Source organism: Enterobacter sp. JS8-1 (assembly GCF_049187015.1).
Taxonomy (GTDB): domain Bacteria; phylum Pseudomonadota; class Gammaproteobacteria; order Enterobacterales; family Enterobacteriaceae; genus Enterobacter; species Enterobacter mori.
On the sequence record NZ_CP185805.1, the window covers coordinates 535,340 to 559,738 of the forward strand.

At 51.1% G+C, this 24,399-nt stretch carries 20 protein-coding genes, 1 tRNA gene and 4 pseudogenes; 14 read left to right on the forward strand and 11 right to left on the reverse strand.

The annotated features are described in order from the left end of the window. The first annotated feature begins 161 nt into the window (after window positions 1-161). The 4 genes from yagE (at window position 162) to ACOQH0_RS02595 (ending at window position 6,283) form a co-directional block, all read left to right on the forward strand. Complete coding sequence (yagE, locus tag ACOQH0_RS02580; RefSeq protein WP_421511452.1) at window positions 162-1,070, forward strand: 2-keto-3-deoxygluconate aldolase; 909 nt, start codon at window positions 162-164, stop codon at window positions 1,068-1,070. 14 nt (window positions 1,071-1,084) lie between these two features. After that, entirely contained in the window at window positions 1,085-3,052 is a 1,968-nt protein-coding gene (gene yagF / locus ACOQH0_RS02585; RefSeq protein WP_421511454.1) for a xylonate dehydratase YagF, read from the forward strand. Between the two features lie 226 nt (window positions 3,053-3,278). Beyond that, complete coding sequence (locus tag ACOQH0_RS02590; protein WP_218308799.1) at window positions 3,279-4,661, forward strand: MFS transporter; 1,383 nt, start codon at window positions 3,279-3,281, stop codon at window positions 4,659-4,661. 11 nt (window positions 4,662-4,672) lie between these two features. Next, complete coding sequence (locus ACOQH0_RS02595; RefSeq protein ID WP_421511455.1) at window positions 4,673-6,283, forward strand: glycoside hydrolase family 43 protein; 1,611 nt, start codon at window positions 4,673-4,675, stop codon at window positions 6,281-6,283. A 4-nt stretch (window positions 6,284-6,287) separates the two neighbouring features. Here the strand turns inward: ACOQH0_RS02595 and xynR are convergent, their stop codons facing one another. From xynR to argL, 4 genes are all read right to left on the reverse strand, one after another. After that, window positions 6,288-7,046 (reverse strand): DNA-binding transcriptional repressor XynR, encoded by a 759-nt coding sequence (gene xynR, locus ACOQH0_RS02600; protein ID WP_420986597.1) that lies wholly within the window; start codon window positions 7,044-7,046, stop codon window positions 6,288-6,290. Between the two features lie 187 nt (window positions 7,047-7,233). After that, window positions 7,234-7,668, reverse strand: coding sequence for a DUF3828 domain-containing protein (locus tag ACOQH0_RS02605; protein WP_421511456.1), 435 nt, complete (start codon window positions 7,666-7,668; stop codon window positions 7,234-7,236). Window positions 7,669-8,225: 557 nt separating this feature from the next. Further along, entirely contained in the window at window positions 8,226-9,230 is a 1,005-nt protein-coding gene (argF, locus tag ACOQH0_RS02610; RefSeq protein WP_421511457.1) for an ornithine carbamoyltransferase, read from the reverse strand. Next, a complete protein-coding gene (gene argL, locus ACOQH0_RS02615) occupies window positions 9,200-9,295 on the reverse strand; it encodes a putative translational regulatory protein ArgL (protein WP_213014347.1) in 96 nt (31 codons plus the stop codon). Before argL ends, argF begins: the two co-directional genes overlap by 31 nt. Window positions 9,296-9,394: 99 nt before the next feature. Between argL and rraB the strand changes: the two genes are divergently transcribed. From rraB to ACOQH0_RS02635, 4 genes are all read left to right on the forward strand, one after another. Next, complete coding sequence (gene rraB / locus ACOQH0_RS02620) at window positions 9,395-9,820, forward strand: ribonuclease E inhibitor RraB (protein ID WP_029739283.1); 426 nt, start codon at window positions 9,395-9,397, stop codon at window positions 9,818-9,820. Window positions 9,821-9,866: 46 nt separating this feature from the next. Beyond that, window positions 9,867-10,625, forward strand: coding sequence for a tRNA isopentenyl-2-thiomethyl-A-37 hydroxylase MiaE (gene miaE / locus ACOQH0_RS02625; RefSeq protein WP_023324078.1), 759 nt, complete (start codon window positions 9,867-9,869; stop codon window positions 10,623-10,625). Window positions 10,626-10,655: 30 nt separating this feature from the next. Further along, window positions 10,656-11,378, forward strand: a complete 723-nt coding sequence (locus ACOQH0_RS02630; RefSeq protein WP_421511458.1) for a topoisomerase II — start codon at window positions 10,656-10,658, stop codon at window positions 11,376-11,378. A gap of 106 nt (window positions 11,379-11,484) precedes the next feature. Next, window positions 11,485-11,569, forward strand: a tRNA-Leu gene (locus ACOQH0_RS02635). Window positions 11,570-11,716: 147 nt separating this feature from the next. Here the strand turns inward: ACOQH0_RS02635 and ACOQH0_RS02640 are convergent. The 3 genes and pseudogenes from ACOQH0_RS02640 to ACOQH0_RS02650 all read right to left on the reverse strand — a co-directional run. Continuing rightward, window positions 11,717-12,216, reverse strand: a pseudogene (locus ACOQH0_RS02640) (site-specific integrase); the annotation flags it as partial. After that, window positions 12,216-12,293: pseudogene (locus tag ACOQH0_RS02645) on the reverse strand (antirestriction protein); the annotation flags it as partial. The pseudogenes ACOQH0_RS02640 and ACOQH0_RS02645, both read right to left, overlap by 1 nt. Before the next feature lie 119 nt (window positions 12,294-12,412). Beyond that, window positions 12,413-12,706 (reverse strand): hypothetical protein, encoded by a 294-nt coding sequence (locus ACOQH0_RS02650; protein ID WP_421511459.1) that lies wholly within the window; start codon window positions 12,704-12,706, stop codon window positions 12,413-12,415. A gap of 680 nt (window positions 12,707-13,386) precedes the next feature. Between ACOQH0_RS02650 and ACOQH0_RS02655 the strand changes: the two genes are divergently transcribed. Genes ACOQH0_RS02655 through ACOQH0_RS02665 form a run of 3 tightly spaced genes read left to right on the forward strand, consistent with a single transcriptional unit; the run spans window position 13,387 to window position 14,736 of the window. Then, complete coding sequence (locus ACOQH0_RS02655; RefSeq protein WP_421511460.1) at window positions 13,387-14,085, forward strand: HNH endonuclease; 699 nt, start codon at window positions 13,387-13,389, stop codon at window positions 14,083-14,085. Between the two features lie 55 nt (window positions 14,086-14,140). Then, window positions 14,141-14,443 carry a hypothetical protein gene (locus tag ACOQH0_RS02660; protein WP_421511461.1) on the forward strand — a complete coding sequence of 101 codons (303 nt, stop codon included), beginning with the start codon at window positions 14,141-14,143 and terminating at the stop codon, window positions 14,441-14,443. Between the two features lie 14 nt (window positions 14,444-14,457). After that, a complete protein-coding gene (locus ACOQH0_RS02665; RefSeq protein WP_421511462.1) occupies window positions 14,458-14,736 on the forward strand; it encodes a hypothetical protein in 279 nt (92 codons plus the stop codon). A 146-nt stretch (window positions 14,737-14,882) separates the two neighbouring features. Here ACOQH0_RS02665 and ACOQH0_RS02670 read toward each other — a convergent pair whose 3' ends face one another. Together ACOQH0_RS02670 and ACOQH0_RS02675 are read right to left on the reverse strand one after the other, a co-directional pair. Then, complete coding sequence (locus ACOQH0_RS02670; RefSeq protein WP_421511464.1) at window positions 14,883-17,591, reverse strand: DEAD/DEAH box helicase; 2,709 nt, start codon at window positions 17,589-17,591, stop codon at window positions 14,883-14,885. An 11-nt stretch (window positions 17,592-17,602) separates the two neighbouring features. Then, a complete protein-coding gene (locus ACOQH0_RS02675; protein ID WP_421511465.1) occupies window positions 17,603-19,129 on the reverse strand; it encodes a site-specific DNA-methyltransferase in 1,527 nt (508 codons plus the stop codon). A gap of 180 nt (window positions 19,130-19,309) precedes the next feature. Here ACOQH0_RS02675 and ACOQH0_RS02680 point away from each other — a divergent pair, with 180 nt between their 5' ends. Further along, entirely contained in the window at window positions 19,310-20,317 is a 1,008-nt protein-coding gene (locus ACOQH0_RS02680) for a restriction endonuclease (RefSeq protein WP_421511466.1), read from the forward strand. A gap of 56 nt (window positions 20,318-20,373) precedes the next feature. Then, window positions 20,374-21,282, forward strand: coding sequence for a hypothetical protein (locus tag ACOQH0_RS02685; protein WP_421511467.1), 909 nt, complete (start codon window positions 20,374-20,376; stop codon window positions 21,280-21,282). A 44-nt stretch (window positions 21,283-21,326) separates the two neighbouring features. Here the strand turns inward: ACOQH0_RS02685 and ACOQH0_RS02690 are convergent. After that, a pseudogene (locus ACOQH0_RS02690) lies at window positions 21,327-22,806 on the reverse strand (conjugal transfer protein TraG N-terminal domain-containing protein). Further along, a pseudogene (locus ACOQH0_RS02695) lies at window positions 22,803-23,047 on the reverse strand (hypothetical protein). Before ACOQH0_RS02695 ends, ACOQH0_RS02690 begins: the two co-directional pseudogenes overlap by 4 nt. Window positions 23,048-23,847: 800 nt before the next feature. On the opposite strand from ACOQH0_RS02695, the gene ACOQH0_RS02700 reads away from it, so the two are divergent. After that, window positions 23,848-24,282, forward strand: coding sequence for a hypothetical protein (locus ACOQH0_RS02700; RefSeq protein ID WP_421511469.1), 435 nt, complete (start codon window positions 23,848-23,850; stop codon window positions 24,280-24,282). The last annotated feature ends 117 nt before the right edge of the window (window positions 24,283-24,399 follow it).

Here is a 24,399-nt window from a genome sequence, read left to right on the forward strand (position 1 = left end):
GAGAGGGTCGGGGTGAGGGGCAATATGTGATCCAGCTTAAATTTCCCGCACTCCCTCATCCCTTCCCATTTACCTGTGCTTTTTCTGCGTCATAGTATGATCGTTAAATTAATGAACGCTGTTCTATAATGTAGAACAAAATGATTCAGCAAGGAGATCTTATGCCGCAGTCCGCGTTGTTCACGGGAATCATTCCCCCTGTCTCCACCATTTTTACCGCCGACGGCCAGCTCGATAAGTCGGGCACCGCCGCGCTGATCGACGATCTCATCAAGGCAGGCGTTGACGGCCTGTTCTTCCTGGGCAGCGGCGGCGAGTTCTCCCAGCTCAGCGGCGAAGAGCGTAAAACCATTGCCCGCTTTGCTATCGATCACGTCGATCGTCGCGTGCCCGTGCTGATCGGCACCGGCGGCACCAACGCCCGGGAAACCATTGAGCTGAGTCAGCACGCGCAGCAGGCGGGCGCGGACGGCATCGTGGTGATCAACCCCTACTACTGGAAAGTGTCGGAAGCGAACCTGATCCGCTATTTCGAGCAGGTGGCCGACAGCGTCACGCTGCCGGTGATGCTCTATAACTTCCCGGCGCTGACCGGGCAGGATCTTACCCCGGCGCTGGTGAAAACCCTGGCCGACTCGCGCAGCAACATTATCGGCATCAAAGACACCATCGACTCCGTCGCCCACCTGCGCAGCATGATCCACACCGTGAAAGCCGCCCATCCGCACTTCACCGTGCTGTGCGGCTACGACGATCATCTGTTTAATACCCTGCTGCTCGGCGGCGACGGGGCGATTTCGGCGAGCGGCAACTTTGCCCCACAGGTGTCGGTGAATCTTCTGAAAGCCTGGCGGGATAAAGACGTGGCGAAAGCGGCTGAGTATCATCAGACCTTATTGCAAATACCGCAGATGTATCAGCTGGATACGCCGTTTGTGAACGTCATTAAAGAGGCGATAGTGCTCTGCGGCCGCCCAATTTCCACGCACGTGCTGCCGCCCGCCTCTGCGCTGGACGAGCCGCGCAAGGCGCAGCTGAAAACCCTGCTGCAACAGCTTAAGCTCTGCTGAGCCGGACGATAACCATGACCATCGAGACAATTTTCACCCCACAGGACGATGCGTTTTATGCGGTGATCACCCACGCAGCGGGGCCGCAGGGCGCGCTGCCGCTGACCCCGCAGATGCTGATGGAATCTCCCAGCGGCAACCTGTTCGGCATGACGCAGAACGCCGGGATGGGCTGGGATGCCAACAAGCTCACCGGCAAAGAGGTGCTGATTATCGGCACCCAGGGCGGGATCCGCGCCGGAGACGGACGCCCGGTTGCGCTGGGCTACCACACCGGGCACTGGGAGATCGGCATGCAGATGCAGGCGGCGGCGAAGGAGATCACGCGCAACGGCGGGATCCCGTTTGCGGCCTTCGTCAGCGATCCGTGCGACGGACGTTCGCAGGGCACTCACGGCATGTTTGATTCCCTGCCGTACCGCAACGACGCGGCGATCGTGTTTCGCCGCCTGATCCGCTCCCTGCCGACGCGCCGGGCGGTGATCGGCGTGGCAACCTGCGATAAAGGGCTGCCCGCCACCATGATTGCCCTGGCCGCAATGCACGACCTGCCGACCATTCTGGTGCCGGGCGGGGCGACGCTGCCGCCGACCGTGGGCGAAGACGCGGGCAAGGTCCAGACCATCGGCGCGCGCTTCGCCAACCACGAACTCTCCTTGCAGGAGGCCGCCGAGCTTGGCTGTCGCGCCTGCGCGTCACCGGGCGGCGGATGTCAGTTCCTCGGCACGGCAGGTACCTCGCAGGTGGTCGCGGAGGCGCTGGGTCTCGCGCTGCCGCACTCCGCGCTGGCGCCGTCCGGGCAGGCGGTGTGGCTGGAGATCGCCCGCCAGTCGGCGCGTGCGGTGAGCGAGCTGGACAACCGCGGCATCACCACACGCGATATCCTCACCGACAAAGCCATCGAAAACGCGATGGTGATCCACGCGGCGTTCGGCGGCTCCACCAATTTACTGCTGCACATTCCGGCCATCGCCCACGCGGCGGGCTGCACGATCCCAGACGTTGAGCACTGGACGCGCGTCAACCGCAGGGTGCCTCGCCTGGTAAGCGTGCTGCCCAACGGCCCGGACTATCATCCGACCGTGCGCGCGTTCCTCGCGGGCGGCGTGCCGGAGGTGATGCTCCACCTGCGCGATCTCGGCCTGCTGCATCTTGATGCGATGACCGTGACCGGCCAGACGGTGGGCGAGAACCTCGACTGGTGGCAGGCCTCCGAGCGCCGGGCGCGCTTCCGCCAGTGCCTGCGCGAGCAGGACGGCGTGGATCCGGATGACGTGATCCTCCCGCCGGAGAAGGCAAAAGCGAAAGGGCTGACCTCGACGGTCTGCTTCCCGACGGGCAACATCGCGCCGGAAGGGGCGGTGATCAAGGCCACGGCGATCGACCCGTCGGTGGTGGGCGAAGATGGCGTGTACCGCCACACCGGCCGGGTGCGGGTATTTGTCTCGGAAGCGCAGGCAATCAAGGCCATCAAGCGTGAAGAGATAAAGCAGGGCGATATCATGGTGGTGATCGGCGGCGGGCCGTCCGGCACCGGTATGGAAGAGACCTACCAGCTCACCTCCGCGCTGAAGCATATCTCATGGGGCAAGACGGTATCGCTCATCACCGATGCGCGCTTCTCGGGCGTGTCGACGGGCGCCTGCTTCGGCCACGTGTCGCCGGAGGCGCTGGCGGGCGGGCCGATTGGCAAGCTGCGCGATAACGACATCATCGAGATTGCCGTGGATCGTCTGACGTTAACTGGCAGCGTCAACTTTATCGGTACCGCAGAAAACCCGCTGACGCCGGAAGAGGGGGCACGCGAGCTGGCAGTCAGGCAGACGCACCCGGACCTGCACGCCCACGACTTTTTGCCGGACGATACCCGGCTGTGGGCGGCATTGCAGTCGGTGAGCGGCGGCACCTGGAAAGGCTGTATTTATGACACCGATAAAATTATCGAGGTAATTAACGCCGGTAAAAAAGCGCTCGGCATTTAATTATTTTCAGAGATAAAACCGTCTGCGGGAAATATTCCGCGGACGGCTTTCTTGTTTTTGTTATTTAATAATATAAACAATAAGTTGCAATATATCGTTGACGTCACAAAAGCAAAATAACGTAATTCAGAAATAAGATATGACCATTGCTGGTTAATTGAACAGCTCATTACACTCCATTAACACGATGTTGTAATTCAGCACACTACATAAGGGTGTAATTCTGATGACGCAATTAACCATGAAAGACAAAATTGGCTACGGGTTGGGTGACACCGCCTGCGGCTTCGTCTGGCAGGCCACGATGTTCCTGCTGGCCTACTTCTACACCGACGTCTTCGGCCTGTCGGCGGGGATTATGGGCACGCTGTTTTTGGTCTCCCGCGTGCTCGACGCCGTGACCGACCCGCTGATGGGGCTGCTGGTGGACCGCACGCGCACGCGGCACGGCCAGTTCCGCCCATTCCTGCTGTGGGGCGCCATCCCGTTCGGCATCGTCTGCGTGCTGACCTTCTACACGCCGGACTTCTCCGCGCAGGGCAAAATCATCTACGCCTGCGTGACCTACATTCTCCTTACCCTGGTCTACACCTTCGTTAACGTGCCGTACTGCGCCATGCCGGGCGTCATTACCGCCGACCCGAAAGAGCGTCACGCCCTGCAGTCCTGGCGCTTCTTCCTGGCGGCGGCGGGCTCGCTCGCCATCAGCGGCATCGCGCTGCCGCTGGTGAGCATCATCGGCAAAGGGAACGAGCAGGTGGGCTATTTCGGCGCCATGTGCGTGCTTGGGTTGAGCGGCGTGGTGCTGCTCTACGTCTGCTTCTTCACCACCAAAGAGCGCTACACCTTTGAGGTGCAGCCGGGCTCGTCGGTGGCGAAAGACCTTAAGCTGCTGCTGGGCAACAGCCAGTGGCGCATCATGTGCGCGTTCAAGATGATGGCGACCTGCTCCAACGTGGTGCGCGGCGGGGCGACGCTCTACTTCGTGAAATACGTGATGGATCATCCGGAGATGGCGACCCAGTTCTTACTCTACGGCAGCCTCGCCACCATGTTCGGCTCGCTCTGCTCCTCCCGCCTGCTGGGCCGCTTCGACCGCGTTACCGCCTTCAAGTGGATCATCGTCGCTTACTCGCTGATCAGCCTGCTGATTTTCGTCACCCCGGCGGAGCACATTGCCCTGATTTTTGCCCTCAACATCCTGTTCCTGTTCGTCTTTAACACCACCACGCCGCTGCAGTGGCTGATGGCCTCTGACGTGGTGGATTACGAGGAGAGCCGCAGCGGACGCCGCCTCGACGGGCTGGTGTTCTCCACCTACCTGTTCAGCCTGAAGATTGGCCTGGCAATTGGCGGGGCGGTGGTAGGCTGGATCCTTGCGTACGTGAACTACTCCGCCAGCAGCAGCGTGCAGCCGGTCGAGGTGCTTACCACCATCAAAATTCTGTTCTGCGTGGTGCCCGTGGTGCTCTACGCGGGCATGTTCATCATGCTGTCGTTTTATAAGCTCACCGACGCCCGCGTGGAGGCCATCAGCCAGCAGCTGATCAAGCACCGCGCGTCGCAGGGCGAGGCCGTTCCCGACGCTGCGACAGCCGCATCCCATTAACCGGAGGCAACATGGAAATCACTAACCCGATACTCACCGGCTTCAACCCGGACCCGTCCCTGTGCTGTCAGGGCGAGGACTACTACATCGCCACTTCGACCTTCGAGTGGTTCCCGGGCGTGCGCATCTACCACTCCCGTGACCTGAAAAACTGGTCGCTGGTCAGCACGCCGCTGGACCGCGTGTCGATGCTGGACATGAAGGGCAACCCGGACTCCGGCGGCATCTGGGCGCCGTGCCTGAGCTACGCCGACGGTAAATTCTGGCTGCTCTATACCGACGTGAAGATTGTCGACTCGCCGTGGAAAAACGGCCGCAACTTCCTGGTCACCGCGCCCTCCATCGAGGGCCCGTGGAGCGAGCCGATCCCGATGGGCAACGGCGGGTTTGACCCGTCCCTGTTCCACGACGACGACGGCCGCAAGTACTACCTCTACCGCCCGTGGGGGCCACGCCACCACAGCAACCCGCACAACACCATCGTGATGCAGGAGTTTGACCCGCAGACCGGCACCCTCTCGCCCGAGCGCAAAACCCTGTTTACCGGCACGCCGCTCTGCTACACCGAGGGCGCGCACCTGTATCGCCACGCGGGATGGTACTACCTGATGGTCGCCGAGGGCGGCACCAGCTACGAGCACGCCGTCGTGGTGCTGCGTTCAAAAAACATCGACGGGCCGTACGAGCTGCACCCGGAGGTGACGATGATGACCAGCTGGCACCTGCCGGAGAACCCGCTGCAGAAGAGCGGCCACGGCTCGCTGCTGCAGACCCACACCGGGGAATGGTACATGGCCTACCTCACCAGCCGCCCGCTGCGCCTGCCCGGCGTACCGCTGCTGGCCTCCGGCGGACGCGGCTACTGCCCGCTGGGGCGCGAGACCGGCATCGCCCGCATTGAGTGGCGCGACGGCTGGCCGTACGTTGAAGGCGGCAAGCACGCACAGCTGACCGTGAAAGGCCCGCAGGTGGCGGAGCAGCCCGCTGCCGTTCAGGGTAACTGGCGGGACGATTTCGACGCCAGTTCGCTCGCCCCGGAGCTACAGACCCTGCGCGTTCCGTTCGACGATACCCTCGGCTCGCTCACCGCGCGGCCGGGCTATTTACGGCTCTACGGCAACGACTCGCTCAACTCAACCTTCACCCAGTCGACCGTGGCGCGCCGCTGGCAGCACTTCGCTTTCCGCTCAGAAACGCGGATGCAGTTCTCGCCGGTCCACTTCCAGCAGAGCGCGGGGCTGACCTGCTACTACAACAGCAAAAACTGGAGCTACTGCTTTGTGGACTACGAGGAGGGGCAGGGGAGAACGATTAAGGTTATCCAGCTCGACCACAACGTGCCGTCGTGGCCGCTGCACGAGCAGCCGATTCCGGTGCCGGAGAGTGTAGAGAGCGTCTGGCTGCGCGTGGACGTGGATACACTGGTCTACCGCTACAGCTACTCGTTCGACGGCGAGACGTGGCACACCGTGCCGGTAACGTATGAGGCGTGGAAACTGTCGGACGACTACATCGGCGGGCGCGGCTTCTTCACCGGCGCGTTTGTGGGTTTGCACTGCGAGGACATCAGCGGCGACGGCTGCCACGCGGACTTCGACTACTTCACCTACGAGCCGGCCTAACGGCTCAGGCCGGGTAGCCCAGCGCGCGTGAGAGCTGGAGCCCGGCCTGCTGAAGCTGCTCGCGGAAATTAGCCAGCTCTGCGTCGTCCACGCGGGAGGTCAGCGTCGACAGGCTCAGGGCGGCAATGACGCGGGACTCGTGGTTCCACACCGGCACCGCCACGCAGCGCACGCCCTGCTCGTTCTCTTCGCTGTCCAGGGCATAGCCCTGCTCGCGGGTCTGCGTCAGGGCGGCCATTAGCTCTTCACGAGAGGCGAGGGTGGAAGGCGTAAAGGTAGTGTACTGATAGCCCTCAAGCAGGGCGTTCAGCTCGGGCTCGCCCAGCCAGGCAATCAACACCTTGCCGATGGCGGTGGCGTGAACCGGCAGGCGGCGGCCGATGCGCGAATAGGCGATGGCGGCCAGCTTGCCTTCAATCTTCTCGATATAGACCCCTTCACGCCCGTCCAGGATCCCCAGATGGGTAGTCTGCCCGGTCCGCTGGGACAGCTCCGTCAGCCAGCCTTTAGCCTTCTGGCGAATATCGATGGAGCCCACGACGAAATGACCGCGCTCGACCAGCTTCATGCCGAGGCGATACTTACCGTTCTCCGGGTTCTGATCGATATAGCCGTGAAGCTGCAGGGTTTTCAGCAGCGAGTGGAGGGTACTCTTGCTCAGCCCCATCAGTTTGCTGATGTCGGTGATCTTAAGCTCGGTGGCCTGCTCGTTGAACAGGTCGAGGATCTGCAACGCACGTTCAACAGACTGAATAATCGGCATAATGCTGGCATGTCCACGCTGGAATTAAGGCGAAAACGTACCTTTTTCGGGGTGAAAAATCAATGAAATGGAGCTGGCCTGATCCGCCCGGCGGCGCTTCGCTTGCACGGGCCTACGGGTTTTGTAGGCCGGGTAAGCGCAGCGCCACCCGGCAACAAAGGCGGCTACATTATTGTTAGCGGGGGCATCAATTATTATCCCGAGCGGCGACAGACTGGATTTTCCAGATCCCATCTTCTTTCACCATGCAATCAATAACTGTGTGCTGGGTCTTTTTGCCAAACGTGATATTCACGTTTAGACAGACCGGGTCTGAATCATACGAATCAATAGCCATATTCTCAGCCCAGTCCTCGCCGATATACTGCGATTTCATAAAAAAATCAGCCTCGTAAAATTCAGCGTCGGCATAACGGGGATCGTCTGCATGACGTAATTTTTTCATGGTGCTGGCCGTAACGAACTTATCGATTTCATTTCCATGTTGGATGGGATAACGATCGTTGTTCACTTGTTTGACGTACCAGCGATTGAATTCAAGGGCGCGCTGCATCGGTATCTGAAAATCTTCGGCCCCCAATGCGGCTGTGCTGAATAACACAATTAAGATGAGCTTATTCATATTAATAATGCCTGTATAAGGTTATTGCTGGCTGGAGTTGGCGATAGGTTGGCCCCTTCGATTTTAAGCCCTCCGGCTCGAATGGCGGCGGCGATTGCGCGAGCGCAATAGTGTCCAGTATGGGTTAGTGCGTGGCTACGGGCGTATGACACAGCTTCATGCTTATTCCATGACATAAATAATCCTTATTAACGACATGCAGCAATAAGGAAATATTACGCCGATAATATACGGTGTTTTGTAATTGATAATGACCTGATATTAACCATTATCTACTCAATAAATAATGGTTAATAAAAACATAAATTCTTATTATGGTTAATGTCTATCTGAGAAAGCGTCAGTAAAATGAATTTTTCTGCCCGACGATAGCGCTATTGTCGTTTTTAGGGTTTTCTCCCTCTCCCCATGGGAGAGAGCCGGGGTGAGGGCACCAGGCCGCATCACCGCCTCAATCGCCCGGCGGCGCTTCGCTTGCACGGGCCTACAGGCTGGGTTTTCTCCCTCTCCCTGTGGGAGAGGGCCGGGGTGAGGGCACCAGCGCGCAGAGGAGTCAATCACTCCCCAAGCGTCGCCACCATCACCGCCTTAATCGTATGCATCCGGTTTTCCGCCTGGTCGAACACGATGCTCGCCGCCGACTCAAACACCTCGTCCGTCACTTCCATCCCGCCGTGCAGATCGAACTCCTTCGCCATTTGCTTGCCGAGTGTGGTCTGGTCGTCATGGAAGGCCGGCAGACAGTGCAGAAACTTCACGTTCGGGTTGCCGGTGAGCGCCATCATCTGCGCGTTCACCTGATACCCGCGCAGCAGCGCAATCCGCTCCGCCCACTTCTCTTTGGCTTCACCCATCGACACCCACACGTCGGTATAGATAAAGTCCGCGCCCTTCACGCCCGCAGCCACGTCTTCCGTCAAGGTGATCTTCCCGCCGTGCTTCTCCGCCAGCGCAGCGCACTCCGCCACCAGGCTCTCTTCCGGCCAGCAGGCTTTCGGGGCCACCAGGCGCAGATCCAGTCCGGTCAGCGCCGCCGCTTCCAGCATTGAGTTGCCCATGTTGTTGCGCGCGTCGCCCGCGTAGACCAGCGTCATCTCGTTAAACGCCTTGCCCGGCAGGTGCTCCTGCATGGTCAGCAGGTCCGCCAGCAGTTGCGTTGGGTGGAACTCGTTGGTCAGCCCGTTCCACACCGGCACGCCCGCGTACTGCGCCAGCGTCTCGACCACTTCCTGACCGTGGCCGCGATATTGAATGCCGTCGTACATCCGCCCGAGCACCCGTGCGGTATCCTTAATTGACTCTTTATGCCCAATCTGGCTGCCGCTCGGCCCTAAATAGGTAACGCGCGCGCCCTGGTCAAATGCGGCAACTTCGAAAGAGCATCGTGTACGGGTTGAGTCTTTTTCGAAGATGAGCGCGATGTTTTTACCGGTAAGCTTTTGTACTTCCTTGCCATTTTTTTTATCGGCTTTGAGCTGTGCGGCAAGGGTCAGCAGAGAAGTGAACTGTGCAGGGGTAAAGTCGAGCAATTTCAGAAAGTGTTTCTTGTACAGATCAGACATTTTATCCTCACATGGCGAACGCCACTTATTGAATTAAAATTCACTTTATATGTGTAATTATTCATTTGCAACCCCGTTTCACAAATCTTTCCAACAAAGGTGGAGGCAAACCCGTCCGTGTGTGAAAATAGAAGTATCTGCCGCACTTTAAAGAGGATTGAGCCATGGCAAACCCGGAACACCTGGAAGAGCAACGCGAAGAGACGCGTCTGATTATTGAAGAACTGCTGGAAGACGGTAGCGATCCGGACGCGCTGTACACCATCGAGCACCATTTCTCTGCGGATGATTTCGACGCGCTGGAAAAACTGGCGGTAGAAGCCTTCAAGCTGGGTTACGAAGTGACCGAGCCGGAAGAGCTGGAAGTGGAAGAGGGCGACACCGTCATCTGCTGCGACATCCTGAGCGAAGGCGCGCTGAAGGCGGAGCTGATCGACGCGCAGGTAGAACAGCTGATGAACCTGGCCGAGAAGTTTGAAGTGGAATACGACGGCTGGGGAACCTACTTCGAAGATCCGAACGGTGAAGACGGCGAAGAAGGCGACGACGAAGATTACGTCGACGAAGACGACGACGGCGTGCGTCACTAAGCGTTTCAGGCGGTGGCGCGCGCCACCGCTTTTTCAAGGCAGAACCATGGATTACCCGCAGATACTCGCCCCCGTACTCAACTTCCTCCAGTGCCCGACCCCGCAAGCATGGATTGATAAAGCCCGCGACCCGGCGAACCTGCCGCTGCTGCTCACCGACCACATGGTGTGCGAGCTCAAGGCCGCCCAGACCGCGCTGCTGCTGGTGCGTAAATACGTCGCCGACGAAAGCGGTGCCGACGCGCTGCTCGACTGGCTCAAGCCCTACGAACAGTTCACCTTTCGCGACGGCCCGGAGCCGGACTTCATCGCCCTGCACAGGCAGATTGGTAAAAGCGTGATGCCCAAAACCGACGACCCGTGGGGCCAGGCGCTCATCGACAGCATGGTGCTGCTGATTAAAGAGGAGCTGCACCACTTCTGGCAGGTGCGCGAGGCGATGCTGGCCCGCGACATTCCGTACGTCAAAATCACCGCCAGTCGCTACGCCAAAGGGATGCTAAAGGAAGTGCGCACCCACGAACCGCTGACGCTGATCGACAAGCTCATCTGCGGTGCCTACATCGAAGCCCGCTCCTGCGAACGCTTCGCCGCGCTGGCCCCGTTCCTCGACGACGACCTGCAGAAGTTCTATCTCTCGCTGCTGCGCTCGGAAGCGCGCCATTATCAGGACTACCTGACGCTCGCCCAGCAGGTGAGCGACGACGATATCTCACCGCGCATACAGCTTTTTGGCGAAATTGAAGCCACACTTATCTCGACACCGGACAACGAGTTTCGCTTCCACAGCGGCGTGCCGGTGTAAACCGGCACAACTCAAGGATAAGGATGCGAGATGAATAAAACGTGGACCCGTATTGTGATTGTCGTCTTTGCGGCTGCCGCCGTGGCGTTCTGGGTGTTTTTCGACAGGCAGCGCGCCCCGGAACGGCAGATGGATAACGCCCTCAACGCGATGCCCGCCTGGCAGGTGATTAAGGAGCAGGAGCCCGCGCTGCATCAGCGTATCCTCGACCAGATGGCCGCCCTGCAAAAAGCGGGCGAGCCGGAGCAGCAGATTATCGACACCATCCAGCCGCAGATCCTGCATCTGCAGATGACGCGCCTGCAAAACGCCCCGGACGCCAACGTGGTGAACTACATGACCATCAACATGGAGCAGACCGCCGCCATCCAGAAGGTGAGCGACGACGCCTGCTTCCGCTTCCTCTACCCGATGGTGAAGGGCGGCATCAACCCGATGCGCATGCTGGATAAAGACCTGATGGCGCGGCGCATGCAGGCCGATGCCGACATGATGCGCGCGGCCTACGGCAAAAACCGCCACACCGTGACCCCCGCCGAGCGCGAGGCGGCTGTCGAAGATGTGCGACCGGTGATGAAGCAACTTGCCGATAAGTACGGTGAGGACATCCAGCTGCTGCAGATACCCGAGAAGGCGGCGGGCAAAGAGAAGCTCTCCTGCGATATGGTGCAGGAGATGTGGGCGAAGGTGCTGGCGCTGCCGGAACAGAAGGCGGCGAGGGTGATTCGCCTGGCGGTGTCTGAGCTGGAGTGACGAAGGGCGCTGGTTTTTTGGGCACTTAGCGCGGGTTTCGCGCGTCGTCGCTTGCATGGCGGCGCGCGACAGGTATAATCCACAACGTTTCCGCATCCCCTTCAGTGCCGAAGTGGCGAAATCGGTAGACGCAGTTGATTCAAAATCAACCGTAGAAATACGTGCCGGTTCGAGTCCGGCCTTCGGCACCAAAAACGATTGTGATAATCGGAACACCTACAACAATCAGTACGTTGTACAATGAAGCTGGACGTTAACGGCAACTACAAATGGCCGCATCTGCGGTTTTTTTGTTTATAAAGCCTCGGGCCGGATCTTTTCACTCACTCCCTGCTTTGTCAATCTCTCTCCACGCAACTTCTGAGCATCTCGACAATGTGTTCAATATAGCTGAGCGTCACCTTAATATCGCGGTGGCCGAGCAGTTTCTGCGTGACATACAGATTTTGCTCCGGTTTTTGCATTAATTCTGTGGCCACGGTATGACGGTAGCGATGTGATGAAAACGGCTGTGGCAGGCATCGCTCAATTTGGCAAAGAAATAACTCACCTGATTTTCTGTCATCGGTTTACCCTGGCGCAGCGTCCGCCGACTGAAACGATTGATGTTGAACAACTGATCGTCAGACCGTATTCCTTTTGTTTTAGCTTCTTCAAGCAGATGCTCCAGATAGGGCCGCAGCCGGGAGGCGATGGGAACAATATGTTCATCATGACTTTTGCTGCCTTCGCTCTGGATAAACAGCGTGTCATGGACCAGATCGATATCCCTGACCCGCAGGTGAATAAGCTGATTCAGCCGGATAGCGGTGTAGTTGAAGGTTTCAACCACGGTTATCCCTGTCGCTCAGCGCTGTTCCAAAGCAGAGGAATATTGATACCGTGATACAACCGCCCGGATAAGGCATTCATCGGTGACTTTCTGGTAAAGATCGTTGCTTCTGTTCATAAGCGTAACCTCATGATAAAGAAGCCGGGTACAGCGCTCCCGGTCGGGAGTCGCCCGGCACGGGGAGTGAAGGATGCAGAGGCAATCAGCAGGTATGAAGGGCAGTAACCAACAGGTGATTATCTTCAAGCGTTAAGCGCAGCGGCGTCATCAGAGATACATTGCTGCTGCCGTCGGCGGGCAAACAGTACAGACCGAAATTAATGCTCTTACGGTCCGGGCCTGCGCTTTTGAATGTCAGCATGGTCGCGACAATCAGGTTTTCGAGACGGTCGTCTTCCTGAGAGGGATCGGGTGGAAAACTGACTACCTTTTCCCTGGCCTCAGTTGAGACAGACAGCGATAAGGATTTTGCTTCAGGGCAAGATGAAGTAAGCATAGTATTTCTCCAGTGATGAAAGCAGAGAAACACCGCCCGGCAGGGAGGGATTCCCTGCATGATGGGGTAGAGGATGTATCAGGCGCTAAGAGCTGTCCGCGAGGATGATACGGAGCGGACGAAAAGGCGAGCCTCACCGGGAAGGTGGCAACCTGAAGGCTCTGGTTGCGGGTCGTACTTCGTACAGATTAAAACGGTATCAATAATAATCAAGAGTCAGGCTCTTCAGTGAGAGAGTTCGGGGCTCGTTATCCTGGAAGTCAGTCTGGTGCGCAGGATTTATCCTCTATAGGGGGTAAAGGCAATTTATCCCCCGGAGGGGATAAAGCATATTGGGTGATCAATGATACCTGCGAAGCTCATGGTCTCAGGCTTTGAAGAGCTGCTTACGATGCCAGATGCCAGCCGACGTATTGTTCAGTGGGCCACAGCGATTTGTCGTGAAGATACTGTTCGAATCTGAGAGGTTTAGGGTGGGATGAGATTCTCGATTTTTGCTTTGACTAACAATTTCATATTGTCCATGACTATTAAGGGGGGGCTTTCTGAACATATTCGGGGCTGAATCAATAAACCGACAATTACTAACTGGTAGCTGTATCTAATGTTGTGTACAGAACAATGGGATAAGTGCATTTTGTGAGATACAATATTAGTACGATGTACAAAGGGTTATTAAAATGGCAAGTGAAGAAACAAACATTCAAGTTTCAAGATTTGTTGAAGCGAATGGTGTTTGTACGAAAAAACAAATTGTTGATTATGTATCAAAAATTGTTACCAATGTTAAAAATGAGACTATCAGCAAAACTATTGATAAACTGACAGTAAACCATGACAGAAGGGTTAATTACTCTTTAAACTGGAATGAACGATTAACTAATGAAAATAATAAAGCCGATAAACTCTATAAAATAAATAATGAGTATTATGTGTCGTATAATCAAAAGGAACATGGAATATGGCAAATATATTCAGAAATAATAAATGGGAAAATAAAGTGGCTTACACGGGAAATAATACAAGATGAAGCGCAACGACTTCAGGGCGAATTTGATGAAGCTATTAGAGAGTCGTTTAATCTAGCTCCAGAAGAACGCAAAAAACGTCTAAAAGAAATTAACAGTACTATACCAGTAACTAGACGAGTCTTGGCTATTGTATTTGTTAGAAGCCCTGATGTGGTGGCTGAAGTACTTCATCGGGCAATGGGAAATTGCGAGAAGTGCCACAAACCGGCACCATTTCATAGATCTAAAGATAATACACCTTACCTTGAAGTTCATCACATAATTCCTTTGTCTAAAGGTGGAGAAGATACAATTGAAAATGCTATTGCTGTTTGCCCTAATTGCCATAGGCAAGCGCACTTTGGTTAAAAATAATAAAGGCATTTGTAAACTATAATGTTAGTGTTAAATATGGATAATGAATATGAAAGATACGTCAAATAAATTATTAATAATGCAGAATAAAAATTCTGATATCGAAGAGTTAGTTATCAGAGAAATGGGAAATCCGAAATGGCTATATAGAAGTGCTAAAGGTATAGCGAAACAAACAAAACTATCTGAATCTGATGTAAATGAAGTCTTAGTGCATTCGCCTAAAGTAAGAAAGTCAGTTATTCCAGCACCTGATGGCTCTGATCTTTATGTGCTAAAGAAAAGGAAATCATTTCTTGGCGACATATGGGTTGCTTTCAAAGCACTAAATCACGATAAAAATAATGCTTAATTAGGAATTATAATATGTCGCTACTTATATATGGCCTTATTGGTGGTCTTATCCCTGAGATGGTAGGAATATATAATTTAAGATGTGTCGAAAAAAACAGCAGACCTGCTTGGCTAACATCTCGATTCTATTGGATAAGTACACTGGTTATGATACTTATTGGTGTTGCATTAGTATATTTTTATGAAAGTATATTAAATCTTAAACTGAACGAAATTATCGCAATCCATATTGGTGCTTCAGCACCAATAATTTTACGAAATTTTTCTAATGGTAAAACTGATCTCAATTAAATAATCCACATCAAACAGTGTGGTCTTTTTAACATGTAGTTGTGGGACATATTGAAAGGTAATTTACTGTTGTTATAATAATTTACAAAAATACATAATACAGAGCATGCCCCGTCAAGTAAATATATTGACGGGGCGGTAAGTCATTATTGTTTTATTTTTCGATCTATCTGAGCTGAAACATCAGCACCTTTGTCATCAAGTGTTGCCATCAGGAACAGGCACCTGCCTTGGCTTGTTAATTCCCATTGTGCCCCGACGGCAGCTTTCTCTCTGGTATCTGTACTATCCTGCAAATGTTGTCCTTTATATTCCACAACGAGTAACCGGTTATCTTCTAGTTCGCAAACAAAGTCAGGGTAGAAATAGCCCCCTGCGATGGGTAATTTAAACGACAAACGAGGTTCTTTCTCGACGTTGCGCACCCAATGTTTAATTTTTGGATGAATATCAATGGCCTGAGCACAAAGAAATTCTTCGGTTGGTTTACCAGCAGCTGTTTTCTCGCGGAGGTCATGGATTTGAGCACTACCATAATAGTGCTTTTGAAAGCGATAAGTACCCTGATAGAACGGCGGTCGACCAGCATAATAGTTTGGTTTGAAAGTGAAAAAATAATCCATCCCATCCTGATGTTCTGCTGTAACCATATCAGGTAAAAGTTGTTGAAAACCCTTTTCTCCAGCACGTTTTTTACGTGCGACAATATCATTATACAAAGCATCAACAAGCTGATATTTACCACGGATTAAAGCTGTAAGTGATATTTTTGACGTATTAATTAAATAGTCCAACATTTTAGATAAATATGCTTGCATATCTCTCTGAAAAATATTGGGTTGGCGTAACTGAGAATCTAACCACCCAGTCAGATCGGCTTCTGTTATTTTTGAATTAACACCATCAAGAGCCATTTGTGAAACAGATACAAACGCCGATGCCAGCTTTCCTTTTTCCATATCAAGTAGCCATGATCTTGCTTGTTCATTAATCGAGAAGTAAGGAAGCTCGATTGCATCAGTTAGCAAGCTGAATTGGCTGATCTCTTCAAGCAAAGCAGCATCGACAATACAAGTATCGTCATGATCTCGCCAGCATAACAGGGGTAATTGGCCAAAAGGGATACCTCTTGCACTTGGGCTGGTTTCAGCATCAAAGCGTGCTTTTTCTTGTTCAATTTTTTGTTTGACCAATGCTTGGTGCTTTTTGGGCACACCTGTCAATATGAAATCTTCAATTTCTTGGGTTATCTCGCCATCTACTAATATTGTTGCCCCAGCCTGAGTCGGACGAATTTCAATTTTTTGCTGGAGCGAAACGGGTACTGGCGTGTCTGGCAGAACAGGAACCGGAACGCTGCTTGTTGGTTTAAGTGCTGGAACCCTACCACTTCCTGTTTGATCCTGATTAAAGAGCTCTGGTACAGCAGGTGTTCTTGATTGCAGTACCATTGCTGCTTCTAGGGGATCAAAGCCCATATTGTTGACCAGATTGTCCTGGATACGGTGTAATGCTTCACCAAAGCTATGAGCCGTAATATGAGCGTATGCTTGATTGAGTTCTGGATTCTGGCGGGATTTAGCGTAAGGCATTCGTAAAACCCGCCCCAGTAGTTGCTCCACATCTTTGGCGCTGCGGGACTCCTGCATACTGCACAATACATATGCAAACGAACAATCCCATCCTTCCTTAAGTGCTTCAACGGTGACAACATAGCGCACTGGGCATGCAGGATCGAACAAATTGACTCCATCCAGTTCTTTCTGCGAGCCAGTGGCAATTGCAATCTGCTCTTTAGGTATTTTTTCTACTTCTTCCAGGTGTGCAGCTAACACTTCAACAGTGATTGGCTTACCTTTAGGTTCAGCTTGGAACAACACAATGGGTCGCAGGTAATCTGGTTCTTTCTGAGCGAGTAATTCCAATTTTCTCTGTGTGAGAATGGCATCACGTACCGCGTCTTGCCACCCGGTAACATGCTCCATGAGCATGATAGGTAGCTTGATCATCTCTTCATTTTTCAGCTCTTGCGCACTGACGTGGTAGAGCACATTGGAACCTTTAACTGGGGTTGCCGTTAGTTCAACAATAGCTGAAGGATTGAAACGCTTGAGAGTTTCGAAACTGTTTTGTGTCCGACTATTATGTGCTTCATCAACGATGATTATTGGATTATGCAGATGTAGCCAGTTTGCCAGAGATGCTTTAATTTTCCCGAGATCTGCCTGGGTCAAAAAAGGTTGTGCTGACAGATCTGATTCTTTCACTATGTCTAATGCAGGGAGCTTAGCCGTGGTGACGTCATCAAAATGATGGACGAGTGATTCATCGAAAGAATAAACATTACGTTGAGTGGTATCTGCAACACGAAATGCCTGTATTGTTGCAACGATGATAATTGCATGAGTTCCAACTTCATGTGGACCAACTGTAACCAGACTTTCCAGATCACAGACTCTGACTTTATCGTTAAAACGTTGATCTAATGATTGACGATAAGGATGCTGTTTATTCATTAACGCTTTTAGCGTTTGTTCCCGGATGGCGTCAGAAGGGACTAACCATAAAGCGACAGGGGCATCGGTAAAGGTATAATGTTGAGCAATTTCACCAATCACATGAGCGGCAAGTAGCGTTTTCCCGCCACCAGTAGGAAGCCGTAAACATACACAGGGTACTTCACCGAATGCAGTATCTTGATAGGGGAGTAGGGGTTCACCACGAACCTGGTACTGCTCCTGAAGGGGTTGTTCACGCCATACTTTATGCAAATCTGCGTGTGTGCTTAACTGGCTGAAAAATTGAGCCAAAGCTTCGAGCGCACGAGCCTGATAATGTTTGAGATTAAAACTCATTGTTCACTCCGTTAGCGCAAGATAATGTCATAAGGAATTTGTTTAAAAGTAACGTTGGCTTGTGCCAGACGTTCAGGACCTATCCGGCTAGTTTCGCCGTAGATTATCTTAGGACCATCATGAGGGAATGTTTCGAGTAACCATGTCAGCAATGCACGTGTTAATACATTTCCACCGTTCGGGCGACGATCGCCAAGTATGCCGTTATAAAGTAAGTAATAGGCTGTATCATTATGAGATCCAAGGTATGGTTTATCCATGGCCTGGAGAGCGCCAACACCCGTTTCGTGATGCCAAATATATGCAGCCAAAGGTGCAAATTTGATATCGGGCCGAATTTGGCCATTTGGTTGGAATACAGGTTCTGGGTTTAATGTATAAAAACTAAAACCGCCCCCACCTTGCCATTCCACGCTTTGGGATATTCCCCCCTGATCTCCTTCAACTACTTTTTGCAAACGTGGGAGACAGTGTGTTTTGGCATGATCTCCCATTTCAATACCGATGTAGTGGCGGTTCATTTTGTGAGCGACAGCTGCGGTGGTTCCAGAGCCTAAGAAAGAATCTAAAACTAAATCTCCAGTGTTGGAAGCAATATGCAAAATCCGTTGAATTAGGCGTTCTGGTTTTGGTGTTCCAAAACTAATATCGCCACCAAAAAGAATATTTGCTTCTTTCTTAGATTCATCAGTATGACCCACTTCGTCAGATGGCCACCATGTCCAAGGTGCAACACCAGGGACTTCAGATAAATAGCGAATTATATTTGGTTGAGAATCGCCATTTTTACCAAAATAAATACGCCCTTCAGCAAGATATTTTTTATAGGTAGCCTCTGCAATCCCCCAACACCTACCTGGAGGGGGAGTATGAATTTTACCTGATGGTGTAATTACATCATAAAATTGTTCCGCTGTTGCATGACCTGCTTGAGCCGTCATTGGAATAGGGCGCCAACGTCCACGAGGATCATTATTGGGGTTTCGATACACTTTAGCTTGGGCCTCTGTCATCGGAACAAGATTTCTTTGAGCCTTAAATATGGACGGATTTTTTGCATATACAAGAATGTAATCATGAACATCGCCGATAGCTTCTCTGTTTTCCCGAGAATAACGTTTTTGCCATACACAACTTGCAACAAAGCAATTTCTGCCAAAAATTTCATCCATCAGTACTTTTATGTAATGAGCTTCACGATCGTCTATCGTGATCCAAATACTCCCTTCTTTTGCCAGTAGATCACGAAGCAACACCAATCGAGGATACATCATCGATAGCCACTGACTATGTTCCAGCTTATCGTCATAGTGCTCAAAAGCGGATTGGGTATTGTATGGAGGGTCAATAAAAATGCACTTCACCTGACCCGCATAAAGAGGCATTAAGGCGCGTAGTGCCAGTAGATTATCCCCTTGTATGATCATATTGTCTTTCGACGGCGTACCGAATTCTGCTTCTTTTTGCAGCAAATGGTAAGGCACAGAAGTACTTACGGCTTTGGCTTGATTTTTATTGACCCAGTCCAGAAATGGCATAATGGTACCTTGTCCTTCGATTAAACTTGGGTGTTATGATACCTTAAAACCTGATTTTGTTCAGGTTGTTGTCTGCGGATATGTTTATAATTAGCTCACTATGTGGACTTAGGTTTGCTTGAGTGGGTTGTTAAGTAACGCAATGATTTATAACTATTAATTAAAGTTGGTAGATTCATCATGCAAGATAAAATGTGGATGATCCGTGGTGATGGCGGCAAACTTTACGACGATTTTCGTGATAAACAAGTTGTCGCGATCGGATGGTCACAGTTTGCACCGCACGTAAAACCAGGGCTATCCCGCTCTCAGTTGCTGGCCATGTATCAGGAGCTGGAACCCCAGATTAAATTAGGTTCAGCGCGCTCCGGTACCTCTCAGATCTGGCGATTTGTGAACGAAATCCAAAAAGGTGATTGGGTCATTACCTATTCGCCAGCCAATCGTACTTATCTTTTAGGCAAAGTGGTCTCAGATTTTGAGTACCACCAAGAGTGGCTTGACGATGGCATGGGTATTGCCCGACAAGTAAAATGGAATGAACAGGAGATTGAACGCGACAATTTGGGCACAGCCACGAAAAATACATTGGGTTCTACACTGACCGTTTTTCAGCTTCCTGATTATGCTGTCACTGAGCTGTTACAGGGGAAAAAAACAACAGTTGCTGTTGTGACACAACCTACAGAATCTCTTGATGAAGAAGAGGTCGTTTCCAATCCCCTGCGTGATATGGAAATGATTGCTTTCGAAGGTATCAAAGACCGGATTAACCGCCTTGACTGGGATGAGATGCAGAATCTGGTCGCAGGCGTATTGCGTAGCATGGGTTATAAAACTCAGGTTTCGACAGCTGGTGCAGATCGGGGTAAAGATATTATTGCTTCCCCGGATGGGTTTGGTTTTGAAAATCCCCGTATTATTGTTGAAGTGAAGCATCGCCGCGAGCAGATGGGAAGCCAGCAGATTCGAAGCTTTATTGGGGGCCGACATAAAGACGATCGCGGGCTGTATGTCAGCACTGGCGGTTTTAGCAAAGATGCACGCTATGAGGCTGATCGATCAACGATCCCATTAACTCTCTGGACACTTGACGATTTGGTTCGCGCTCTTGTAGAAAACTACGAGCAGATAGATATTGAGACCAAGCTGTTGGTTCCATTAAGAAGAACCTATTTGCCCGTCTGATGTTGTTGTTAAAAATTAATGGTTAGTTTTCGAAAAGTGAGATTAAAGTGGGATTGATGTTTACTTACCGAAAAAACGATAGTCACACTCATCAGGTGCGCTTATTATCTCCTCTGGGTGTCTACCCAAACAAAATCTTTGCTACGGAAAATTCTGCACTTTTTGTTAGCGAGGAGCTGTGTTTTTCGATCTCTCCTTTAGCTTCCGAAATTTCTTTTGAAGATGATGGTTATTATTCTGAGATGGAGTGGGCTTCTGCTAATGAGATAAAGCTATATTCCTCTGTTATGTTATGTGTGAATAGATTAGATAGTCATTCAGTCATTTATCCTTTTTCAACTTGCCATTATGTGAGTATTAATGGATGTGTGTCTAACCATTTGTTTGATATCGCAAAGGAGTTAATTAAAGCCATAAATGCATCTACAGGAATAAATGGTTGGCATCCATTCAATCATCAAAGTGATAGAGGTGTCCCGCTTCCGCCAGTGGCAAATAATGGTAAGAAATATGATCTCAGAGAGAAAGGGTTCGATGTTGAAATTCAGAAAAAAGTGATGGAGTCTCTTGATGAGAATAACTTTGTTTTGATAAGGGGCTTATCAACTTTACTGCGAAGTAGAATGCTAGCAGCTCATGCTTATTTTATGGAGGAGGCTATTTACTCTTTGTTTATATCGTTAGATGCTTCTTTTAATCTGATATTAGAAAAACTGAAAGAGGAGGGGGTATCTAACCCATCATCAAAAGATGCGGCTATATTCATCTCGGAAAAATTCAATTCCCCAGAAACTGAAAGGTTTTTCGGTGAATATTATGATGATAGGATAAAAACATTTCATCCTAAATCAAGGTTCGGAGCATATCCTCATGCCCCTTTGATGATAGATGATTATTATTTTCTTTCTGACGATCTTATCTCAATATATTTATATCTTTCATGTGGATGCTTATTATTAGAATGAGGATTATAGTTGCCCAATAAAATTGTTCAGTGATTGTTTTACTATCATTTCCCAATCATCCCCCCAGCCTTCCCCCCGCTATCCTGCGCCCTCTTAACTCCACCCGCCAGCGCCCCATTCACCGCCACGCCAACCCTCACTCCCGCCCACGTCATCGCACCCAGCCAGAATGTTGGAAGCACCAGAAACATTGACCCCATCACCAAGTTAATAATTACATCATCCTGCGTATTCTGGATCCCGGCCAGATTCCAGCTACTGTGGGTATCGCTGCTGTAGAGCACATCCAGCAGCCAGCTATCGAGCCACCGTGCCAGTTCACACCAGAAGGTGAGGAAGAACAGCGCGAACTGTACAAACGTCAGCGTCATTACCACCTTTACATCCCACGCCGAGCAGAGCGTGACCAGAGGAATACAGATCACCAGCGCCATTTGCAACAGCGCCTGCATCATGGGCAGCGCCTGGCGCACGCTGTCGAATGCCGGGAACGCCGCTATGCTACCGAGGATATTCCCAGCGCTGGATACCAGCCGGGTGGCGGCATTGGCGACGGTGCCATCGCATTGCCACCATAACCGGGATAAACACGTCCGTTTTGTGATACCTGCATATTGCGTTCACTGACCAGCGAGCGCAGTACGGCCTCTTCATATAGTGCCTGTGACGGCCGATCTTTTTAAACGCCGTCCAGATATCCGGGACCGGGAGTAGTAGTAGACGGGCTTTCAGCCCAACGGTGTCGTCGGCCCACCACTGTTTGCAGGTAGGGTAGCCGCCCGCGCCCGTATCGGCCAGCCCGGCATCGCGTGATGTGCTATACGGCCAGTTACTGTGTGGTGAAAGTGCATGGTCGGTATCGTAGTAACCAGCCGTGTTGAGAAAGTACGATGATCCCAGCCAGGCCGTATCGTCACTGGTTTCATCGTCCAGTTCTCCGGCTCGAAATTTCAGACGGGCGCGGGAAGGGGCATAACACTCCTCAACGAAATCCCGCAGTTCCTGTGCCAGCGCTGGATCCTTAATCCGGGTGTGCTGCACCTCAAAGCGGATCTGACGTAGATCGGGCTGGCAGGGCAGGGTGGCAACTGTTGCGCTGGTGATGCTTTTGCTGATCACATGAATAAAATACCACCAGACCGGGACGGCGGCGGTTTTACCGCCCAGCGAGTTAATAATTGGCTGATAGCCGGTATCGGCGGGCTGTGGCACCGACATGCCACACTGTTTTGAGCGAGTGGTGTCATATTTGATGGTATCGAGGTCGATGTTCAACATAGGCATGCAGGTGAACATAATGACCAGCAACGAGGTGTACATCAGGTGCTCGGTCCATATCAGGGACAGCGCGGCTTTGTCGCCTTCATCCGCCCCCTGACTTCTGGCCTGTAACCACAGCGCCAGCAGCTTAATCAGCAGCGGCAGGGCGAATAATCCGGTCGCGCTGATCGCATTCCACAGCCCGTTATTGACCACCCAGCCGAGCAGCGTCAGAAAGTATTCCAGATAGCTGTTGGTCGTCACCGGAACACCTCCGGCATGATTTCGTTGAGTACAATCAGTACGATAAATATCAGCGCGATACGGCGGATTGCCGGACGATGTGGCGGCAAGCGGTCATACAGATGCCAGCCCACACCACAAATCACACCGTACAGCATTATGCGCCTGGGCAGCAGGTCGCTGCGGTATTGTCAGCAGCCAGATAAAACATCATTGCCATGCAGACCAGCAGCAGGGAGCCGGACAGTATCAGCCGTTTCATTGCGTATCCCCGCCCGTGGATTTGCTGAGATCGTCCACCCGTTTATCGGTGTCGTCCTCTACGCCGACAGCCTGGCCTTTGGTCTTCGCTCGCGCAAAGCCAGTATTACTGAACTGAAGCGATTATGGCCCAGTGGGCTGAAAACAAACGTATGGAATAGTTTTCCGTGAAGCTGAGCTGGATGTGGCAATGTTGGATGGGCAAAAGAAGGCACTGGTAATGGAGCGTTTGCAACTGGCCCGCCATCACTTATCAGTGGATACGGCAGTTGAGCGGTTGCTGAAATGGGAAACGCCGCAGGAACGGAATAGTCAGGGATAGACTCAATGCTTCCAGAAACATATTTTATTCTTTTCTTCGAAGTAATATATAATCTGTTGTGAATGTCTCTCTGAGTAAATATCACTCCACATGAACCTCTCAACTGTTACAGGATAGGATGAAAAGAGAGTTTTAATATGTACTGAACTGGAGTAATGTTTTTGTGAAATGGACTGAGTCAGGATTCATTATAGGGTGTTTTGGCTTTGTCTAGTTGAATTGTCTTTCAATATTTAAAGTGAAATTAAATGAAATATAAACTGCAAGATTTTTTGTTTTAAATGTTGTTACTGGGACTCATGTATATACAGCATGAGTACATTGCTATAGGATTATTCTACGTCTATTCTTTGTGTCATGTTTATCCTGATAGAGAGAAATTCATTATCATTATTAAAAATTCATGAGTTATTAATTTTTACAGGGTTATTATTCTTTTTATATCTTACATTCTATCGCTTAAATATTTAAGCGTACATATGGGGATCGAAGAGGAGTACTTAAAATTTTCACCAACAATACTTGCGATCCCAATCTCATTGTTTATTGTTGTTGTATTGATTTTCCTTTTTTCAATGGCTTATAGTACACTGAAGATATTTGCAGGACAATTTTTGATGCTTGTACCGGGTGGTGTGGAAAAACTAAATAATACGTGCTTTATAAAGTGGGGGGATTTTTCTATTCATATTGTGACTGTGTTAATATTTCCCTATTTTTTAATGGCATATTCCATTGATTATGTTGAGCGAATGTCTTTGCTGGCTGATGCAGCATTTATTTCTGATTGTGGTGAAATATTAAATGGCAAAATGTATTTAAGGAAGAATAATGAAGAGTGCTATGTGTTTACTCTAAGTAAAGACTTTTTAACTGAGTCTCCTAATATCATTAAAAGCCACTCGGGCGAATAATCAGCCCGGCTCATAACAAGATGATTTTAAAAAATATGATATGAGCCGTGGTTTTTTTAGTTTATTCTTTCTTACTGTTCGTAACAACCTTAGCATTGATTATTGTTTTCTCCACTT

Bases quoted from the DNA above. Each gene is read 5' to 3' on its own strand.
- yagE (WP_421511452.1), top strand. From the start codon at position 162: ATGCCGCAGTCCGCGTTGTTCACGGGAATCATTCCCCCTGTCTCCACC.
- yagF (WP_421511454.1), top strand. From the start codon at position 1,085: ATGACCATCGAGACAATTTTCACCCCACAGGACGATGCGTTTTATGCG.
- ACOQH0_RS02590 (WP_218308799.1), top strand. From the start codon at position 3,279: ATGACGCAATTAACCATGAAAGACAAAATTGGCTACGGGTTGGGTGAC.
- ACOQH0_RS02595 (WP_421511455.1), top strand. From the start codon at position 4,673: ATGGAAATCACTAACCCGATACTCACCGGCTTCAACCCGGACCCGTCC.
- xynR (WP_420986597.1), bottom strand. From the start codon at position 7,046: ATGCCGATTATTCAGTCTGTTGAACGTGCGTTGCAGATCCTCGACCTG.
- ACOQH0_RS02605 (WP_421511456.1), bottom strand. From the start codon at position 7,668: ATGAATAAGCTCATCTTAATTGTGTTATTCAGCACAGCCGCATTGGGG.
- argF (WP_421511457.1), bottom strand. From the start codon at position 9,230: ATGTCTGATCTGTACAAGAAACACTTTCTGAAATTGCTCGACTTTACC.
- argL (WP_213014347.1), bottom strand. From the start codon at position 9,295: ATGAATAATTACACATATAAAGTGAATTTTAATTCAATAAGTGGCGTT.
- rraB (WP_029739283.1), top strand. From the start codon at position 9,395: ATGGCAAACCCGGAACACCTGGAAGAGCAACGCGAAGAGACGCGTCTG.
- miaE (WP_023324078.1), top strand. From the start codon at position 9,867: ATGGATTACCCGCAGATACTCGCCCCCGTACTCAACTTCCTCCAGTGC.
- ACOQH0_RS02630 (WP_421511458.1), top strand. From the start codon at position 10,656: ATGAATAAAACGTGGACCCGTATTGTGATTGTCGTCTTTGCGGCTGCC.
- ACOQH0_RS02650 (WP_421511459.1), bottom strand. From the start codon at position 12,706: ATGCTTACTTCATCTTGCCCTGAAGCAAAATCCTTATCGCTGTCTGTC.
- ACOQH0_RS02655 (WP_421511460.1), top strand. From the start codon at position 13,387: ATGGCAAGTGAAGAAACAAACATTCAAGTTTCAAGATTTGTTGAAGCG.
- ACOQH0_RS02660 (WP_421511461.1), top strand. From the start codon at position 14,141: ATGAAAGATACGTCAAATAAATTATTAATAATGCAGAATAAAAATTCT.
- ACOQH0_RS02665 (WP_421511462.1), top strand. From the start codon at position 14,458: ATGTCGCTACTTATATATGGCCTTATTGGTGGTCTTATCCCTGAGATG.
- ACOQH0_RS02670 (WP_421511464.1), bottom strand. From the start codon at position 17,591: ATGAGTTTTAATCTCAAACATTATCAGGCTCGTGCGCTCGAAGCTTTG.
- ACOQH0_RS02675 (WP_421511465.1), bottom strand. From the start codon at position 19,129: ATGCCATTTCTGGACTGGGTCAATAAAAATCAAGCCAAAGCCGTAAGT.
- ACOQH0_RS02680 (WP_421511466.1), top strand. From the start codon at position 19,310: ATGCAAGATAAAATGTGGATGATCCGTGGTGATGGCGGCAAACTTTAC.
- ACOQH0_RS02685 (WP_421511467.1), top strand. From the start codon at position 20,374: ATGTTTACTTACCGAAAAAACGATAGTCACACTCATCAGGTGCGCTTA.
- ACOQH0_RS02700 (WP_421511469.1), top strand. From the start codon at position 23,848: ATGGGGATCGAAGAGGAGTACTTAAAATTTTCACCAACAATACTTGCG.